The 17,553-nt window shown below is 42.6% G+C and carries 21 protein-coding genes; 13 read left to right on the forward strand and 8 right to left on the reverse strand.

All coding sequences use genetic code 11. The features are described 5' to 3' along the window. Nucleotides 1-7 precede the first annotated feature (7 nt). Together ABE021_RS05790 and recX are read right to left on the reverse strand one after the other, a co-directional pair. A complete protein-coding gene (locus tag ABE021_RS05790) occupies nt 8-340 on the reverse strand; it encodes a YfhH family protein (protein WP_430287389.1) in 333 nt (110 codons plus the stop codon). Next, nucleotides 330-1,142, reverse strand: a complete 813-nt coding sequence (recX, locus tag ABE021_RS05795) for a recombination regulator RecX (protein WP_430287390.1) — start codon at nt 1,140-1,142, stop codon at nt 330-332. The genes ABE021_RS05790 and recX overlap by 11 nt, the downstream gene beginning before the upstream one ends. A gap of 89 nt (nt 1,143-1,231) precedes the next feature. Between recX and ABE021_RS05800 the strand changes: the two genes are divergently transcribed. Together ABE021_RS05800 and ABE021_RS05805 are read left to right on the forward strand one after the other, a co-directional pair. Beyond that, the gene (locus ABE021_RS05800; protein ID WP_430287391.1) at nt 1,232-2,131 is read left to right on the forward strand and encodes a TIGR01777 family oxidoreductase; all 900 of its coding nucleotides are present in this window, start codon (nt 1,232-1,234) and stop codon (nt 2,129-2,131) included. Between the two features lie 56 nt (nt 2,132-2,187). Continuing rightward, nucleotides 2,188-2,994, forward strand: a complete 807-nt coding sequence (locus ABE021_RS05805) for a polysaccharide deacetylase family protein (RefSeq protein WP_430287392.1) — start codon at nt 2,188-2,190, stop codon at nt 2,992-2,994. Between the two features lie 60 nt (nt 2,995-3,054). Here ABE021_RS05805 and ABE021_RS05810 read toward each other — a convergent pair whose 3' ends face one another. Continuing rightward, nucleotides 3,055-4,230: an MFS transporter gene (locus tag ABE021_RS05810; protein ID WP_430287393.1), complete on the reverse strand. Its 1,176-nt coding sequence runs from the start codon at nt 4,228-4,230 to the stop codon at nt 3,055-3,057. A 64-nt stretch (nt 4,231-4,294) separates the two neighbouring features. On the opposite strand from ABE021_RS05810, the gene ABE021_RS05815 reads away from it, so the two are divergent. The 3 genes from ABE021_RS05815 to ABE021_RS05825 all read left to right on the forward strand — a co-directional run bounded on the left by ABE021_RS05815 (nt 4,295) and on the right by ABE021_RS05825 (nt 7,298). After that, a complete protein-coding gene (locus ABE021_RS05815) occupies nt 4,295-4,681 on the forward strand; it encodes an OsmC family protein (protein WP_430287394.1) in 387 nt (128 codons plus the stop codon). A 296-nt stretch (nt 4,682-4,977) separates the two neighbouring features. After that, nucleotides 4,978-5,142 carry an SE1561 family protein gene (locus ABE021_RS05820; RefSeq protein ID WP_430287395.1) on the forward strand — a complete coding sequence of 55 codons (165 nt, stop codon included), beginning with the start codon at nt 4,978-4,980 and terminating at the stop codon, nt 5,140-5,142. A 251-nt stretch (nt 5,143-5,393) separates the two neighbouring features. Then, nucleotides 5,394-7,298: a heavy metal translocating P-type ATPase gene (locus ABE021_RS05825; RefSeq protein WP_430287396.1), complete on the forward strand. Its 1,905-nt coding sequence runs from the start codon at nt 5,394-5,396 to the stop codon at nt 7,296-7,298. Between the two features lie 15 nt (nt 7,299-7,313). Here ABE021_RS05825 and ABE021_RS05830 read toward each other — a convergent pair whose 3' ends face one another. Together ABE021_RS05830 and ABE021_RS05835 are read right to left on the reverse strand one after the other, a co-directional pair. Beyond that, the gene (locus ABE021_RS05830; RefSeq protein ID WP_430287398.1) at nt 7,314-8,345 is read right to left on the reverse strand and encodes a YihY/virulence factor BrkB family protein; all 1,032 of its coding nucleotides are present in this window, start codon (nt 8,343-8,345) and stop codon (nt 7,314-7,316) included. 27 nt (nt 8,346-8,372) lie between these two features. After that, complete coding sequence (locus ABE021_RS05835; RefSeq protein ID WP_430287399.1) at nt 8,373-8,738, reverse strand: YtxH domain-containing protein; 366 nt, start codon at nt 8,736-8,738, stop codon at nt 8,373-8,375. Nucleotides 8,739-8,981: 243 nt separating this feature from the next. Here ABE021_RS05835 and ABE021_RS05840 point away from each other — a divergent pair, with 243 nt between their 5' ends. Together ABE021_RS05840 and ABE021_RS05845 are read left to right on the forward strand one after the other, a co-directional pair. Continuing rightward, a complete protein-coding gene (locus ABE021_RS05840; protein ID WP_430287400.1) occupies nt 8,982-10,358 on the forward strand; it encodes an alanine/glycine:cation symporter family protein in 1,377 nt (458 codons plus the stop codon). A 41-nt stretch (nt 10,359-10,399) separates the two neighbouring features. Further along, on the forward strand, nt 10,400-10,621 hold the full coding sequence (locus ABE021_RS05845) for a DUF1128 domain-containing protein (protein ID WP_430287401.1): 222 nt from the start codon (nt 10,400-10,402) through the stop codon (nt 10,619-10,621). Nucleotides 10,622-10,683: 62 nt separating this feature from the next. Here the strand turns inward: ABE021_RS05845 and motB are convergent, their stop codons facing one another. Further along, nucleotides 10,684-11,442, reverse strand: a complete 759-nt coding sequence (gene motB / locus ABE021_RS05850; protein WP_430287402.1) for a flagellar motor protein MotB — start codon at nt 11,440-11,442, stop codon at nt 10,684-10,686. Continuing rightward, nucleotides 11,426-12,241 (reverse strand): flagellar motor stator protein MotA, encoded by an 816-nt coding sequence (gene motA / locus ABE021_RS05855; protein ID WP_430287403.1) that lies wholly within the window; start codon nt 12,239-12,241, stop codon nt 11,426-11,428. Before motA ends, motB begins: the two co-directional genes overlap by 17 nt. A 189-nt stretch (nt 12,242-12,430) precedes the next feature. On the opposite strand from motA, the gene ABE021_RS05860 reads away from it, so the two are divergent. The 3 genes from ABE021_RS05860 (at nt 12,431) to ABE021_RS05870 (ending at nt 14,578) form a co-directional block, all read left to right on the forward strand. Further along, nucleotides 12,431-13,663: an aminopeptidase gene (locus ABE021_RS05860; protein ID WP_430287405.1), complete on the forward strand. Its 1,233-nt coding sequence runs from the start codon at nt 12,431-12,433 to the stop codon at nt 13,661-13,663. 100 nt (nt 13,664-13,763) lie between these two features. Then, complete coding sequence (locus ABE021_RS05865; protein ID WP_191689938.1) at nt 13,764-13,904, forward strand: hypothetical protein; 141 nt, start codon at nt 13,764-13,766, stop codon at nt 13,902-13,904. Between the two features lie 92 nt (nt 13,905-13,996). After that, nucleotides 13,997-14,578 carry a beta-class carbonic anhydrase gene (locus tag ABE021_RS05870; protein WP_430287406.1) on the forward strand — a complete coding sequence of 194 codons (582 nt, stop codon included), beginning with the start codon at nt 13,997-13,999 and terminating at the stop codon, nt 14,576-14,578. A 140-nt stretch (nt 14,579-14,718) separates the two neighbouring features. Here the strand turns inward: ABE021_RS05870 and ABE021_RS05875 are convergent, their stop codons facing one another. Next, nucleotides 14,719-15,264, reverse strand: coding sequence for a GNAT family N-acetyltransferase (locus ABE021_RS05875; protein ID WP_430287407.1), 546 nt, complete (start codon nt 15,262-15,264; stop codon nt 14,719-14,721). Between the two features lie 210 nt (nt 15,265-15,474). On the opposite strand from ABE021_RS05875, the gene ABE021_RS05880 reads away from it, so the two are divergent. The 3 genes from ABE021_RS05880 (at nt 15,475) to map (ending at nt 17,516) form a co-directional block, all read left to right on the forward strand. After that, the gene (locus tag ABE021_RS05880; protein WP_430287408.1) at nt 15,475-16,209 is read left to right on the forward strand and encodes a hypothetical protein; all 735 of its coding nucleotides are present in this window, start codon (nt 15,475-15,477) and stop codon (nt 16,207-16,209) included. Nucleotides 16,210-16,320: 111 nt separating this feature from the next. Further along, complete coding sequence (locus ABE021_RS05885; protein WP_430287409.1) at nt 16,321-16,686, forward strand: DUF4870 domain-containing protein; 366 nt, start codon at nt 16,321-16,323, stop codon at nt 16,684-16,686. A gap of 83 nt (nt 16,687-16,769) precedes the next feature. Continuing rightward, the gene (gene map, locus ABE021_RS05890) at nt 16,770-17,516 is read left to right on the forward strand and encodes a type I methionyl aminopeptidase (protein WP_430287410.1); all 747 of its coding nucleotides are present in this window, start codon (nt 16,770-16,772) and stop codon (nt 17,514-17,516) included. Nucleotides 17,517-17,553 lie beyond the last annotated feature (37 nt).

The raw sequence follows: 17,553 nt of genomic DNA on the forward strand, positions 1-17,553 counted from the left end.
GCTTGGTTTACTTACCGGTCTTGACGGATGCTAACATGGCGAGCGGAAGCGCTTCTTCAGCTTGCTCGCCTCCCATCCGATATCCCCAAGCAAAACGGCCTTTTAAGTAATCCACCTTAAAGAAGTACCCCTCGTCTCCTTGTATTTTATAAATTTCTCCTGGTACGATCGAAGCGGGATCGATAAGGTATGATTGAGCCATCAACGCTTTACGCTGATAAACTGCGTATTCGTTAAGAATCCCTAGCTGTTCGGCTTTTCTTGCTTTTTCCATGAGGCGAGCGATTTCAGTCCTGAGCTCTTGTTCAGTCATTTGACTATATTTCTTTTCATTCTGCATCTTCTTCAAGCTCCTTTTTTTCAATGAACGCATCGATCCGATCAAACGGGATCCCTTTTTGATACATCGCTTGTTTCACCCGTCTTTTACGGTCATAGCCCTTGTATTTAATGCTGACACGACGCCATGCTTTTTCACCGGTCGTTTCGGTTATGGAGGTCCATTCGTCTTCATCCGGTTCGAACTCGACTGCGTCAATTGCTTCTTTGATGATGTCAAATCGGAAACCTTTCCTTTGAAGAGCATTTTGTATCCGCTGTTTCAGCTGAGCCGGTGCAATTGAAGTATGCTTACGTGCAGCTTTTTCCACTAATTTCGTTGCAGTTGCGAGCTGTTCTTGTGGGTCGTATTCCTCTAAAACTGTTTCTTGTACGGACGGATCTATTCCTTTATCATTCAGTTCCTGTTTGATAGCACTCGGTCCCTTCCCTGATGTGTTTTTTTGAGTGCGTAGAAGAGCTTCTGAAAAAGCATGATCGTCTAGAAAGCCCAGCTTTTTCAATTTTAAAATGGCCTCCTGGATCACGGAATCACCGAACTCCGCTTGCTTCAGCTTTTCCTTCACTTCAAATTCACTTCTCATTCTGAATCCTAGGAAGTGAAGGGCTCGGTTAAAGGCTCTTTGGATTTCCTCTTCATAAACCAGATTTTCTTTATCCCAGTTATCGAGTTGCATCCCTTTCGTTAAACCGAACTTAACGAGATTCGATTCATGGACGCTAAACGCATAGACTTCGTCCAAGAATATATTGTAACGTTCTTTGTCCTTTTTCTGCTGTGATATCTTTGTAATCACCGGCATGTCCAACACCTCCCGCTTACTATCAGTATACCTGTTCTCATTTGACTGGTCAGCTGATTCGTTTTCCATCTTTGAAAGGAGCCTACTTCATGAACCTATTAATTACTGGTGGAACTGGTTTCATCGGTTCTCAACTCATTGAATTACTTAAAGCAGAAGGTCATTCCATTACAGTTTTATCAAGAAGTGAATCAAAAGAAGAAAATGGTATTCGCTTTGTCCGATGGCTGCATAACGACGCAAAACCTGAAGAAGAACTTTCCCCTCCGGATGCGGTAGTAAACTTAGCAGGGGTTTCCATCAATGAAGGCAACTGGTCCGAAGAACATCAAAAGAAGATCTATCGAAGTCGAATGGAAGCGACTGACGAACTTCTCCGGATACTAGAGGTGCTAAATAGCAAGCCAAAGGTCTTCGTCAATGCCAGCGCAATTGGTGTTTACCCTACGTCTGAGAGCCATGTATATACAGAAACATCTCCTGAAATCGCTCATGATTTTCTCGGAAGGACAGTCCATGATTGGGAACAGAAAGCATCAAAAATGAAAGAATATGGAACACGTGTCGTCTATACACGTTTTGGAACGGTCTTCGGAAAAGGCGGCGGTGCTCTGCCTCTTATTGTACTTCCTTATAAATTGTTTGCAGGGGGACCGATAGGATCGGGAAAACAATGGATTTCTTGGGTCCATATAGAAGATGTGATACGCGCAATAAGCTTTGTCATTTCCACTCCTGCCTTAGATGGACCCGTTAATGTAACAGCTCCTGCCCCTGTGAGGATGTCCGATTTAGGGAAAGCAATCGGTTCTGTCACCCATCGACCGCACTGGCTCCCCGTTCCAAGTATTGCTATGAAACTCGCACTAGGTAAAAAGAGTAAATTAGTATTGGAAGGTCAACACGTATTACCGAAAAAACTCATTGACAGTGAGTTCACTTTTAAATACCCTGCAATACGGCCAGCACTGGTAAACATTCTTAACTAAGTGATGTATAGATCCATCACTTCGGCACACGCTATGAAAAAAGGAGTGTGCTCGAAATGATGGAACAACATGGTCCTGGTATCTTAATGGCAGCATTCGTGATTGTCGTCGGTCTCGCTTTCAATCCGTTCGCCGCTCACGCAGACGAATTCCATTGGGGATTTAAGAAAGCGATCAATGGGGAGCCTCCAAACGCTGGAGCAGCTCTCGAATCCATGCTTAGTGAATATGGAGCCATCTATAAAGGCAAGCCGGATGAAAAGATTGTCTATTTAACTTTTGATAATGGGTATGAAAATGGGGAGACGGAAAGTATTTTGGATACCCTGGAGAAAGAACAGGCTCCCGCTACTTTCTTTCTTACTGGACATTATTTAAAAAGCGCAGCGCCTCTTGTAAAACGTATGGTCAAAGACGGACATGGAATTGGAAATCATTCGTACGGTCATCCGAATATGGCTAAGCTGAGTCCAGAAAAGATGCAAGACGAGTGGAAGAAGTTCGATGATTTACTTGAAGAGACAACAGGTATCAAGCGCACCGTTTACGCAAGACCACCAGAAGGGATTTTCAATGAACAAGTGTTAGCTGTAGGGAATTCACTTGGATATCGACACATTTTTTGGTCAGTCGCTTTTATCGACTGGTATGCAGATAAACCTAAAGGTCGCGAGTTCGCTTATAATGAGCTCATGAACCAGCTGCACCCTGGTGCTGTCATCCTCATGCACACCGTTTCTTCCGATAACTCTCAAGCACTGCCGGACTTCATCAGAGATGCTAAGAAACAAGGCTATACGTTCGGTTCCCTGGATGATCTTGTGATGGAGTATGAAGACATTCATCTGGGATATGCTCAGTAAACGGATTCAAACAAAAAACAGAGTCCCCTTTTTTTACGGACAGGGACTCTGTTTTGTCTATTACAACACTTCTTGTTCCACCTTTTTCTTTCCTGACAGTGTCAGCAAGAACAATGTTCCAAGGAACAAACAAAATAGATACAAATAATTTTGCTGCGACACTTCTAACACCCATCCTCCAAGAATCGGTCCAGTCAAGCTCCCGAAGCTGAAAAAAATGCCACAGAGTAAATTGCCTGTAGGAAGAAGGTGGTTCGGGGTAAGATCAGACATATACGCGACCCCTAGAGAAAAGAGCGAGCCTGAAAATATCCCACCGATGAAAAACATGATCATTAATGTTATAGCAGAGGAACTTAATAATGCTGCACCTGTAAACGCAAGCATTCCGCCTCCCAATCCAATAAGCAGGACTGGACGGCGCCCCATTTTATCAGAGAGAATACCAAGAGGGACTTGAGAAATGATCCCTCCGAAAGCAAATGCCGGAATTATGAGGGCAACCATGCTTAACGGGATTCCATTTCGTAAAGCATATACAGGGAACATCGCATTCAATGAAGATTCCAAAAAACCATAACCAAAAGGGCCGAGAAGTGCAATCCAAGCAACCAGTACTGTCGCTTTAACCCTTTTTCCGAAATGACCTGCAGCAGCGGTACCTGCCATCACTTCCGGAAGGTCATTCTTCAATGTGAAAACGAGTCCCCATGCACAAAATGTCAACAAGGCCGAGACAATGAAAGGCAATCCTTCAAAAATCGTTACGAGCGGCACAAACATCGGCCCTATTGCGAACCCAACACCTACAGATAATCCGTAAATAGAAATACTTCTTCCTAGACGATCGGGTGAAACAGTACTCGTTATCCAAGTTTGAGTGGCAAAATGGAGAGCATGGTCTCCAATCCCAATAAACAAACGAAGTACAAACCAAAAAATTACACTTTTCCATAACGGAAACGAAAGTAGTGAAATGATAACAATCACACCACCTGCAATAATCACTGGTTTGTATCCAAACTTGCGCAGTGGTGCCTCCATGAACGGAGAGACTAATAGTGTTCCTATGTATAATCCAGTGGCATTCAGACCATTTAAAGTTCCTGAAATACCATCTTGCTCAAAAATCGAAGAAATCAGCGGGAGCAACATCCCCTGTGAAAAACCTGAAATCGAAACAATAATGACCAGCACCCAAAAACGATGCTGTTGATGATTATTTATGATAGCCATTCGTCATACACCCCTTATTCAGCAAAAACCCTTATAATGATAGCATACTAAGGAGGGAATATTAATGAAATTCGAAATGACAGAAAACGGCTTTGAAACTGAAACAGAATTCGGGAAGCTCGAAATCTCTTCTAATGAAGAAAAAGGATTCCGGCCTTATCAGTTGATGGTCTCCTCCATTGCTGCCTGCACAGGTGGAGTCATGCGCAAAATCTTGGAGAAGAAAAGAATGCCTGCCCAATCGATCCGCATCGAAGTGAAAGAAGTGATACGATCCCAGGATGATGCGAGTCGCCTTGAGAAAATACACTTGCACATCACTGTAGGAGCAGAGGGTCTAACGGATGAAAAGATGCCGAAGATTCTCGAGTTAACAGATAAGAACTGTTCGATGTACCAATCAGTGGCGAATTGCATCGATATAAGAAAGACATATGAACTGTTAAACTGATGATTTGCACATTAAAAGACCCGGCCTCTTGTGATTCAATGAGAGCCGGGCTTTATGTTGGGATTAAATTGTTCATAGATTTACTGCGAATTCGCCAATAGAATTTCCTTTTCCAGACGTCTTCGAATCGCCTCCTCCTATTTTCAGAACTTGTTCAGCTACCCTCCTTCTTTGGATTAAACCTATCATACCACATTGACTTTCAATTGTGAATAGTTAAATTTCATTTTCTTTTCAACTAATTGTACTGGCCACTTATTTCCGTTAAAATAGGTTTACAGAAAGAGGTGAACATTATGCAAAACTCACCATCTAACCAAGTTGACGATTTAAAGATCCGACTGAATCAGTTTTTGGAAACACTCGATACGATTGAGCCGGAAACAGCTGATCTTGAAGAAATCGATCGCCTTATCAGCCTCGTTGACGATTTAGAAGTCCGTATGGGTAAGATGAAATAACAGCTACGAATTTAACAACGTATTCTGAAGCAGAGGTTAGCAAAACCTCTGTTTTTGTTTGCGAAAAATCTTATCGACTTCAGAAATAAATATAGTCTAACACTTTTTTCTCAATTGTGATATACTACTATTAATAGTAATTATAAAGTAGTAACTGATATTATTTGAGTCGGATTCCCTTATGGAATCCGACTTTGTGACTTTTATAAGGTAAATGAAAGTGAAACTCATTCTCAATTAGGAGGGGTATTATGACGACTCATGCAAATGGTGAGCTTCCAAAGTCACAGGATTGGAAAGAACACATTGAACTCGCATTAGCTATTCTCTCAGGAATACTCATTATAGCCGCTTGGGTAAGCAGCAAAAATGGGGCTGATCTTTTTTCGATCGGGCTATATGTTACTGCTTTTTTGATCGGCGGGTATGCAAAAGCGAAAGAAGGAATCGAAGAAACCATTAAAAACAAAGAATTGAATGTAGAAATGTTAATGATCCTTGCAGCGGTTGGTTCTGCATTTATCGGGTATTGGGCTGAAGGGGCCATTCTGATCTTCATCTTTGCGTTAAGCGGCGCGCTTGAAACCTATACGTTGAACAAAAGCCATAAAGAGATTTCTTCCCTTATGGAGCTGCAGCCCGAAGAAGCCTGGCTCATTCAAGACGATGGGAATGAAGTGAGTGTACCCACCTCTTCCCTAGCAGTCGGTGCTCGTTTGCTCGTTAAGCCGGGGGAAAGAATTCCAGTAGATGGAACTGTGCTTAAAGGCAGTACATCTATAGATATGTCAGCTATTAATGGCGAATCCGTTCCTGCTGACAAGCGCGCGGGAGATGAATTATTTGCAGGCACCGTAAATATCAGCGGTGTCATCGAAATGGAAATGACAAAGCCGAGCAGTGAATCCTTGTTTCAAAAGATTATTACAATGGTCCAAAATGCACAAAGTGAAAAGTCACCATCACAGCAATTCATCGAACGCTTCGAAGGAAGCTACGTTAAGATTGTACTCATTACAGTTGCCCTTATGCTGTTCCTACCTCACTTCTTATTTGGCTGGGACTGGACAACAACATTCTATCGGGCTATCGTACTTCTCGTTGTTGCCTCACCATGTGCTCTTGTGGCATCCATTATGCCTGCTACACTCGCTGCAGTCTCTAATGGAGCAAAACGCGGTGTGTTGTTCAAAGGCGGAATTCACTTGGAGAATTTAAGCTCACTTCGAGCTATTGTGTTTGATAAAACAGGTACGCTAACTACAGGCAAACCTGTTGTGACAGATTTCATCGTACGTGAAGGCACTTCTGTTACTGACGCATTGTCACTTTTGGCTGGTATAGAGTCGCGGTCAAATCATCCATTAGCCACAGCCATTACTGCATACGCGCATACTCAAAACGTCGCCATGCGGCGCGACTTCGACATTGAAGAAGTTCCCGGCAATGGCTTAAGAGCGTTCCCACCTGAAGGCGAAGTGATTGTTGGAAGTCCCCGTTTCGTCGGAATGGAAGAAGCAAAAGCATTTCACAATGGAACCGCTTTTGCTTTTGCTGATGAAGGTAAAACGATTCTATTCATTAAAGATCAGGAAGGAATTCTAGCCGCGGCCGCATTACAAGATGTCCTCCGACCGGAGGCGATCGAAGCGATCCATGGGCTCAAAAAAGCTGGATTGAAAACGATAATGCTTACTGGGGACAATGAAAAAACCGCAAAAGCCATAGCTTCACAAGCAGGTATCGATTCTTATACTGCTAATTGTCTTCCAGATATGAAAGTGAAGAAAGTGAAAGAATTGTTGGAGCAATACGGAGCGGTAGGAATGGTGGGAGATGGCATCAATGATGCACCTGCGCTTGCTACCGCAACAAGTGGAATTTCGATGGGAGAAGGAACAGATGTTGCGTTGGAAACAGCAGATGTCGTCCTGATGAAGAATGACTTGACGAAGCTTCTCTATACAATTAAACTCTCAAGAAAAATGCAACGCATAGTAAAGCAGAATGTATTCTTCTCTATTTTCGTCATCGTGATGCTCATCCTTTCCAACTTCATGCAAGTTGTCGATTTGCCATTAGGTGTAATCGGCCATGAAGGAAGCACAATCTTAGTCATTCTGAACGGGTTACGAATGCTCAATGCAACAAAGTAAAAGCAATGCTGCGGTTTACACCGTAGCATTGCTTTTTATTTGTTTAATTCGTTCTGCCCGCTCTTTCATGACAGCATTGAGTTGGCCGCCGATCATGAGAATGATTGCTGAGAAATAGAGCCATAACATTAGAATTATGATTGTTCCGATACTTCCATACGTATTTGCATAGCTTCCGAAATTGGAAACATAGAACGAGAAACCGAGAGTCGTAATTATCCAACCTATCGTTGCAAACAAAGCTCCAGGGAGTGCTGTTTTAAACGGAAGTTTCACATCAGGTACTAACCAATAGATGAGTGTGAACACGACCGCTATCAAAATAGGCGGGATGATGAACCGCAACTGATTCCATAATGTATTAAACCCGTCTTCAAATCCTAGATATGAAAAGATGACTGACCCGATCTGTTCTCCAAAAACAGGTAAAGCGAGTGCCACGATTACTACAAGTACAAGCATAACCGTAAAGACAATCGACATTCCCCGCTGAACAACAAACGAACGCGAGTCTTCTTTAAAATAGGAACGATTCAACGCTTTCGTCAGTGCGTTCATCCCTTTGGAAGCAGACCAAAGAGTTGCTAAAATACCGATGGACAACAGGCCTCCGTTTTTGTTAGCCAGCACTTGCTCAAGAATGTCACTGATCATAGTCGCCACTTCTGCCGGTGCATAATCCCTGATGAAGAGAATGACTTGCGTCTGGTCAAGATTCAAGTACGGTAACAGCGTGAACAGGAAAATAAGCAAAGGAAACATGGAGAACAAGAAGAAGTAAGAGAGTTCAGCACCAAGTCCCGATACATCGACCGTTTTAATGCGTAAAATCAATTCTTTCAAAAATCCATCCTTAGTTGTCACATCAAATGTATGTATATCCCCTTCTTGGATATCTGATACAAAACCACCTATCTTTGAATCTGAAAATTTGTCCCTGTCCTCGTTTGAACGGTGGGATAGTTCATTTATGTACGGTTTGTCCTGATGGGCCTTTTTGAGTGAAGGCGACCCATCGGACAAGTTGTTGTTGTGGTCTTCTTTCAAAGCGTTTCACTCCTTTGGCTTCATTCCTTACGAAGTGGCTGTCTGTGTATCCTTTATAATGGTTTCATATTCTTCTTTCGAATCGGCAAATGTCTCTTTCGTATCGGTTACCAATTCTTTGACTTGTGGTGTCAATGCCTTAAGCTCTTCCACCTGTTCCTTGATGTACGATACATCTCCAGATAACTGTTCATAAGCAGCTTGGAATTTGTCTTTCTGATCAACCAACTTTTGTTTCAACGTTTCCGGATTCTTTGCATAGTACTGAATTTCATTTGCCGCCTTTTTCGACGTACCCATCAAAGAATTGCGGGTCGTACGATCGAGCAAAGCTGCTGCCCCTCCAAGTAAAGCGCCTAAAAGGATGAATTTACCAAGTTTACTATTTCCCATAGAATTACCTCCAAAATTGATTACTTGATTGCTTACCGTATTATACCCGAGTAAGTAAAAAACAAACAAATCAACATGACATTTAAAAAAGTACTTGACGTATGCACTGAATTTTCGCAATATTAGTACTTAATACCGTTCACCTTTTATATTAATTTGAATTTTCAATCCAACTGGAGGTGACTGCTTCTTTCTTCGTATTTATAAACATATAGTTGGTCAAACAACAAGGGGGGAATTGGGTTGGAACAAGCACAAGCAATTTTAGGTAAATTAAGCGATATCATTTGGGGACCGCCGCTGCTGATTTTACTTGTTGGAACAGGGATATTTTTAACCTTCCGACTTACCTTCATCCAGCTTCGATTATTACCGTATTCATTGAAACAAGTGTTTTCTAGGAATCATGATAAAAAAGCAGATGGTGACATCTCCCAATTCCAAGCGCTGATGACAGCCATGGCGGCAACCGTCGGTGTCGGGAACATCGTAGGAGTTGCCAGTGCTGTTGCAACCGGCGGGCCAGGGGCCATCTTCTGGATGTGGGTTGCAGGACTGTTCGGGATGGCAACTAAATATGGGGAAGCCGTTCTCGCAGTAAAATACCGTGTGAAAGATACCAATGGCCAAATGGCCGGCGGACCGATGTATTATTTGGAGCACGGACTTAAACAGAAATGGCTCGGCATCCTATTTGCCATCTTTGGTGCTTTTGCAGCGTTCGGCATTGGTAACGGAACACAGTCCAAAGCCATTGCAGATGCTATGAATAGTACGTTTAACATCCCATTCTGGGTTACTGGAATCGCGCTCGTCATTTTTGGTGCTCTTGTAATATTAGGCGGTATTAAGTCAATCGGACGGGTGACAGCATTTTTTGTACCGATTATGGCACTCTTCTATTTCATTGCTGGTGCAATTGTTATTATCTTAAACTTCGATTTGGTACCAGGTGCATTCGCTCTCATTTTCAGTGACGCATTTTCTGGTCAAGCAATTGCAGGGGGAGCAATTGGTACAGTCATTCGTTTTGGAGTGGCACGCGGACTTTTCTCAAACGAAGCTGGTCTTGGATCTGCGCCAATTGCTGCAGCTGCAGCAAAGACAGACATGCCTGGGCGTCAAGCGCTGATTTCCATGACTCAAGTACTCTTTGATACATTAATTATCTGTTCGATCACTGGGGTAACAATTGTTATGTCTGGTCAGTGGAACAAAGGCATCGACAAAGGGGCGTTAACGGGGGCAGCATTCGGCGAGTTCCTTGGGGGTGCTGGGCCAATGATCGTTACAATTGGACTCATCTTCTTTGCATCATCCACCATTCTGGGTTGGAGTTATTACGGGGAGAAGTGCTTCCAATACTTATTCCCGAGCCCCAAAGCTTCGTTCGCTTATCGAATCGTTTTCGTACTCTTCATCTTCGTTGGAGCTACCGCTTCTCTAGATGTTGTCTGGACGCTTGCAGATGTTCTCAACGGTTTGATGGCAATTCCGAATCTAATCGGCCTTCTCGGCTTGTCTGGTGTCATTGTAATGGAGGCAAAACGTTTCCAAGCAAAAATCCAGGAAGAGAAGGATCAGAAAAATAATATGCAGGTTGACAGTGACTTGAATTAATGGAATGATTAAGTCCTAAGATTGCGAAAGGCGGAAAAACCATGGACTTAACTCAACCAACTCCTGAAAATGTTGCGTATATGATTAACCAAATTAAAGAAAAACTTCGCATGGTGAATGTAGATGCGATGAAGTCCGAGAACTTCAGCACCTCAAAGTACGAAGATCTTCATTACATTTATGAAATGGTAATGAAGCGCGAAACGATCACACCGAACGAAATGCAGGCCATTGTGGCAGAACTCGGTTCACTTCGCGGTTAACAGCGGGTAGACATTAAACAAAAAGCGACTCCCTTACATGGGGGCCGCTTTTTGTTTGTACATTATTCATATGCTGTACCGTCTTTTAATACAAGTGGCTGAATGAGGACTTCAACCCTTCTGTTTTTAGCTCGATCGGCTTCTGTATCGTTCGGAGCAATCGGACGGAATTCACCGTATCCCTTCGCACTGAACGCCATTGGATCCACTTTGTCATTTTCAGCGATGATTGACAGGAAATTGACCGCCCGCATGACGCTGAGTTCCCAGTTCGATTTGTACTGACCGCTCACCATAGGCACGTTATCCGTATGACCTGCAATTACGATTTGCCTAGGTTTTTCAAATACTAGTAATTTCGCAATATCAGTGGCAACAGAACGATAGTTTGTGTCGATCTCCGCACTTCCTGTGTTGAATAGAACACTGTCGCGTATAGTGACCAGTAACCCTTCTTCAGTAAGCTTAGTATCAAACTGACCTTCCAATTTGTTCTCAGCTATATAGTCTTCCAGATTCTCTTGGATCTCTCCGAGTGATCGCTGGTCTTCTAAATAGGAGGAATTGTCGTTTTCAGCCCCTGCGTCTTTTTGTGGTATAGGGACGGTAGTCGGAGATGAGCCGTCCATCACCCCTTTGCCTGCATCAAAAATTTCACTGAACACTGAAGAGATTTGACTGAACTTCGCTTCGTCAATAGAGCTGGAAGCAAACAATACGATGAACAGTGCAAGTAACAGCGTTAATAAGTCGGAATAAGGTAAAAGCCAGGATTCGTCAACGTGACCATCATCTCTTTTGCGCTTACGCTTCTTCGGCAACTTCTCCCGCCTCCTTGCCTTTCGGGTCTGTATTAGCAAGCTTACGGCGTTCCTCCATAGATAGATAAGAAGATAACTTCTGTTCAATGACGCGCGGAGCTTCTCCTTCCAATACTGAAAGGATACCTTCAATCATCATGTTCTTCTGCCGTACTTCTTCTGCAGACTTACGCTTCAGTTTGTTAGCAAACGGGTGCCAGAGTACATATCCGGTAAAAATACCAAGCAAGGTAGCAATGAATGCTGCTGAAATGGCATGTCCAAGTTTTTCGATATCGTTCATATCCCCAAGTGCAGCAATCAGACCAATAACCGCTCCAAGTACTCCGAGGGTCGGCGCATACGTACCTGCTTGAGAAAAGATAAGAGCACCGGCACTATGTCTATCAGCCATCGCATCCACTTCTTCCCCGAGAACATCCCGGATATAATCTGCATTTTGACCATCAATCGCAAGACCCAATCCATTCTTCAAAAATGGATCCTCGATTGAATCTGTTTGCGCTTCGAGCGAAAGCAATCCTTCTCTTCGAGCGACATCCGCCCAGGAAGAAAACATTCGAATAATATTTGCATCAGATGATAACTTTTGCTCCTTAAAGATCACCCCAAAAAGTCTAGGGACACGTTTAATTTCGTTCATTGGAAATGCAATCACAACCGAAGCTATCGTACCAAATATAATAATCAAGATAGCTGCGGGATTAATCAGGCTAGAGAGTGCCGCACCTTTTAAAAACATGCCTACCACTAATGCTACGACACCGATAATTAACCCAAACACCGTTGATAAATCCATGCAAAGACCTCCATGTCTTTCATTCTTCTATTTATTTCGTCAGAATTTGAGTTTTCTTTAGAGAATCCGGTCGAGAAATCTCAGGAATCTTTTCTTTCATGACTGTAAGCGGATTCAAGTCTTTCTTTTTGCACTTTTCAAACCGGAATTGGTACTATGAGTTTACAGTGTGAAAGGGGAATGAATCTATTGAATACATTTGAACAACAATTACAAAATTATGCTGAACTTGCTGTTAAAGTCGGCGTGAATATCCAACCGGACCAAAACCTTTTTATTAGTGCCTCCACAGACGTCCGTGAATTTGTTCGGATCATTGTTGAAAAGGCTTACGTCTCAGGTGCCCGACAAGTATTTGTTGACTGGAGCGACGATGTCGTATCACGGATCCGCTATGAACAAGCGCCCGCAGATTCATTCTCGGAATTCCCTTCTTGGAAAATTTCCGAGCGTGAAGAACTGGCTAAAAAAGGAACTGCCTTTATGAGCATTGTTTCTCAAAGTCCTGACTTGTTCAAAAATGTGGATCCTTCACGAATTCGTGATGCTCAAAAAGCGAGTGGAATCGCTCTCGATCGATTCCGCCAAATGATGCAGGCAGACAAATTCAGCTGGACAGTCATTGCCGCCCCTTCAACCGATTGGGCTTCTCTTGTCTTCCCTGATCTACCCGCAGCGGAACAAGTACCAGCCCTATGGAATGCTATTTTCAAAGCAGTACGGGTGAACACAGCCGATCCTGTAGCCGAGTGGGAGCGGCATAATCAGAAGTTACATGAAAAAGTGGACTATCTGAATAACAAACATTACCACAAGCTCCATTACACAGCCCCTGGCACAGATCTTACTATTGAATTGCCTGAAAAACATACGTGGTGCGGAGCTGGCAGCGTGAACGCGGATGGAGCAACATTCATGGCAAACATGCCGACCGAAGAAGTATTTACCGCTCCTTTGAAAACCGGTGTGAACGGCGTAGTTTCAAGTACAAAGCCTTTGAGTTATGGCGGAACGATTATTGATGACTTTAAAATCACGTTCAATGATGGCAAAATTACCGACATTTCTGCTGGCCAAGGGCAAGATGTCTTAGAAAACATGATTGATGCGGATGAAGGTGCAAAATATTTAGGTGAAGTTGCACTTGTTCCTCACGAATCTCCGATCTCAGCATCCGGACTCTTATTCTACAACACACTTTTTGATGAAAACGCATCGAATCACTTAGCAATCGGCAGTGCGTATGCATTCAACTTAGACGGTGGAAAAGAAATGGACCGCAAAGAACTGGAACAAAACGGTTTGAACCAAAGTATCACTCATGTCGATTTCATGATTGGCTCTGGTGAGATGGACATTGATGGTGTGCTTCCTGACGGGACGATTGAACCTCTTTTCAGAAAAGGAACTTGGGCGTTCTAACTTTGAATTCTGTACAAAGTTCAAGCAAGCTCTTAATCTTTTCATGTAAATGAGGTATAATGGTGTGAGTCACTGATTATCAATAGAGAGGAGACTAATAATGGCCTTACTAATCGTTACTATCCTCGGTTTTGCAGTTACCTTCGGTGCAGCTGCGATGTTCATGATTCATTACATGAATGATTCTTTAGTGTCGCACGATTCTGAAGTGATTGACCCGAAACCAGACGTCACCTACTGATCTTCATCCTGAAAGGGATCCTTGGGAATACTGAAAGGGCTGCCAACTGGCGCCCTTTTTCTCTATATACTATTAAAAACGGAGGATTTCATATGACACTTCTATCAACAATTTTAGAGCATAATAGCCAGTTTGTAACTGAGCATCAGTATGAAAAATATGCGACCACTAAGTTTCCGAACAAACGGATCGTCATCTTGACTTGTATGGATACTCGTCTAATTGAACTCCTTCCTAGTGCGATGAATTTGAAAAATGGAGACGCAAAAATCGTCAAAAGTGCCGGTGCTCTCGTTGCTCATCCTTTCGGAAGTATCATGCGCAGTCTTCTCATCGCTGTCTATGAACTGCAAGCAGATGAAGTATACATTATTGGTCATTATGACTGTGGGATGAGCTCCATAGACACAGAGTCAATTATCGACAAAATGGTTGCCCGCGGGGTTGACCGTGAACTATTTAAGACATTGAATTATTCAGGTGTGGATCTTAAAGGCTGGCTTCATGGATTTAAAGATGTGACCGCTAGCGTTAAACAGAGTGTCGATGCAGTTCGTAATCATCCTTTAATGGATAAAACAGTTCCAGTACATGGTCTAGTCATCCATCCCGATACAGGTAAGTTAGATGTTATTGACGACGGGTATGCAAATACTGTCGTAAAAAACGACTGATTCCGTTTTATTTCCCGGGAAATAGACAATAAAAAACACATTTCCGCTATGCTTCTGCAAGCCTAGCGGAAATGTGTTTTTTGTTAGTAAAACCAAATCCGAAAGCGACTTTTCAAAAATCGCCATGCGGTCTTACCCTTTCAATAATCGTCTTCGAGATGTGCATACATATAATGGTCTTCCCAAATACCATTTATGTACAACAATTTCCGATGTAACCCTTCACGGTCATAGTTCGTTTTTTCAAGTACTCGAATAGATGCGACGTTGCGAGGGGATACATACGCTTCGACACGGTGCAAGCCGGCATTTTCGAATGCAAACTTCGTGACCAATCGAAGTGCCTCCGATCCTATTCCTTTTCCAGCAGAATCATGGTCAATTGAATAGCCCACAAAGCCACTTGAAAAAGGCAGCCGTTTTATACTGTAGAGTGATATCTGTCCAACCAATTTGCTGGACTCGCTATCAAAAATACCGAAATTATACTCGCGGCGATCTCTCATTTGATAGAGAGATTCCCGTATTTTTTCCCTTTGCATAGGCACTGTATAATAGCTGGCATCGTGGCGCGGTTCGAACACTGTCCAATATTCTTTGTTCCTTGAAACCAATTCTGTGAAAATCACAGCGTCTTCTTCAGTTAATACTCGGAGATAGCATGTTGTTCCTTCAAGTAGTATCACGCTCAATTCCACCTTTGTACGGGTCGTTAATCATTCCATTTTCCAAGTCGTACATACATGTTTATGTAATCATTTTGAATAGTATACCATGTTCTTCCCTGAAAAAACTGCTCTATACCTGCAAAAGACAGGAGAATTGTTGCGAAAACTTCATAATTCCTTTTTCACGACTCCTTATTTACTAGTATACTGTTACCAGGAGGACATTTCATGAAAAAACTGATTTTAGCTTTTGTTTTTCTTCTTTTAGCAACTGCACTTACGCTTTCAAACTCAACGCTGCTTAACGGGATGACTACAATAGAAATAGCCCATAAACTTCCGATTCTGCTTATGCCTGCTGATTTCACTTTTTTAATAAGGCCTATTATTTTTCTATTTCTCGCATATTGGATTGTTCAATTCAATTCCAACGATGCTTTTTCAGCACAACGAATTGTACTTTTCATCATCTCTTGTGTTTCAAATGCCGCTTGGTTTCCATTTTGGCACTATAGCTACTTTGGCTGGTCATGTCTTTCCACTTTGGTTGCAGCTCTCTCTCTCTATGGTTTGTACCGTACTTATTCCAAGAGGAGTAATGGATGGGGGCAACGTGTTCCTATTGCACTGCTATTTTCTTGGACAATCGTCAGTTTTGTAGTGAATGCTAACTACTTAATTGTGTTAGATGAATGGAACCGACTGGGTCTCAGTTCTGTTTTATGGACGATTATCAACTTAACGATCCTTGCAGCAATTGCTCTGCACTTTAGTTACCATCATCATGACTGGATCATTAGTACGGTCTTCATTTGGGTGTTTTTAGGGATTTCAGTGAATATTCGTTTTGAAGAACTGTTCGTAACCTTATCCACTCTTTTCTTGATCGTGATCATGATCTTGGGAATATTCCTTTTTGCATCTTCAACAAACTCCAGAAAAATTAAGGAAACGTCGTTTTAGCAATTTCTATTGCTGAAACGACGTTTTTTCTTCTCGTTTGAAACTTATTGTGCTTTTAAGCCTCCTCTTGGCAATACTGCACATAAGACTTCTTTTGAAAGGGGCTTCTTTTTGGATAACTCTAAATTACTATCTTCACTCAGTTACTTCAGTGTGTTTTTTGCGCCTTTGCTATTGCCTTTTATCGTTTGGTTAGTTGCTGATAACCAAGATGTCAAATTTCATTCCAAACGCGCGCTCATCTCTCATCTTATTCCAACCGTTTTATTGGTCGCCGCCAGTCTGATCTCATTTTTCCAGTTTTTTTCATTCCGTCACACTTCAACGGAATTCCTGGATTCTCCAAGCATGTTCGCTTCTTCTGATTCCATTGGATTTTGGGGCGCTGCTCCTATTCTTTTCATGTTGATGTACAGTTTTTTGTTTGTCATTGTCCTTATATGGAACGTAGTACAAGGTGTGAAAGTTTTTAAATGACCGTAAACCGTCTGCCCGGGACGTCATCTTTAATTGTGGTATAGTTAAACATGACAAAGAAAGTACAGAAAGAAGGATTTCACATGATTGCAAACACAAAAGAAGAAATTGCTGCCTTGCGAAAAATCGGGAAAATTGTAGCTGAAATTCGTGAAGAGATGAAAGCTGCAGCTGCGCCTGGCATGACAACGAAGGAACTGGACGAACTCGGCGGAAAACTTTTCTCCGAAAAAGGGGCGGTTTCTGCACCCATCGATCAATATGATTTCCCTGGATTTACATGCATCAGCGTCAATCATGAAGTGGCTCACGGAATCCCAGGTAAACGAGTGCTAAAAGATGGTGATCTCATTAATATTGACGTCTCGGGCTCTTGTGACGGTTACTTTGCGGATACTGGGATTTCGTTTGTTCTTGGGACAGCTGATGAAGCGAAGCAAAAGTTGTGTGACACTGCAAAAAACGCTTTTGATCAGGCAATGGCAAAAGTGAAAGCCGGTTCTCGTCTCAACCAAATTGGAAAAGCCGTAGAACGCGAAGCAAAAGACAATGGACTGTACGTGATCAAGAACCTGACTGGTCATGGTATTGGGACCTCTCTGCATGAAGAACCCCAGCACGTATTGAATTATTACGATCCTTGGGAACCTACCATCATGAAGGAAGGTATGGTCATTGCTGTTGAGCCCTTCATCTCCGAAAAGGCTGAGCACATTATTGAAGAAGGAGACGGGTGGACATTCATCACTCCTGATAAGTCTCTCGTAGCGCAAATCGAACATACGATTATCGTCACTAAAGACCGACCGATCATTTTAACAGAACTTTAACTATAAAAACGTACGTCATGAGAGTCATGACGTACGT

Source organism: Sporosarcina gallistercoris (genome assembly GCF_050459885.1).
Lineage (GTDB): Bacteria > Bacillota > Bacilli > Bacillales_A > Planococcaceae > Sporosarcina > Sporosarcina gallistercoris_A.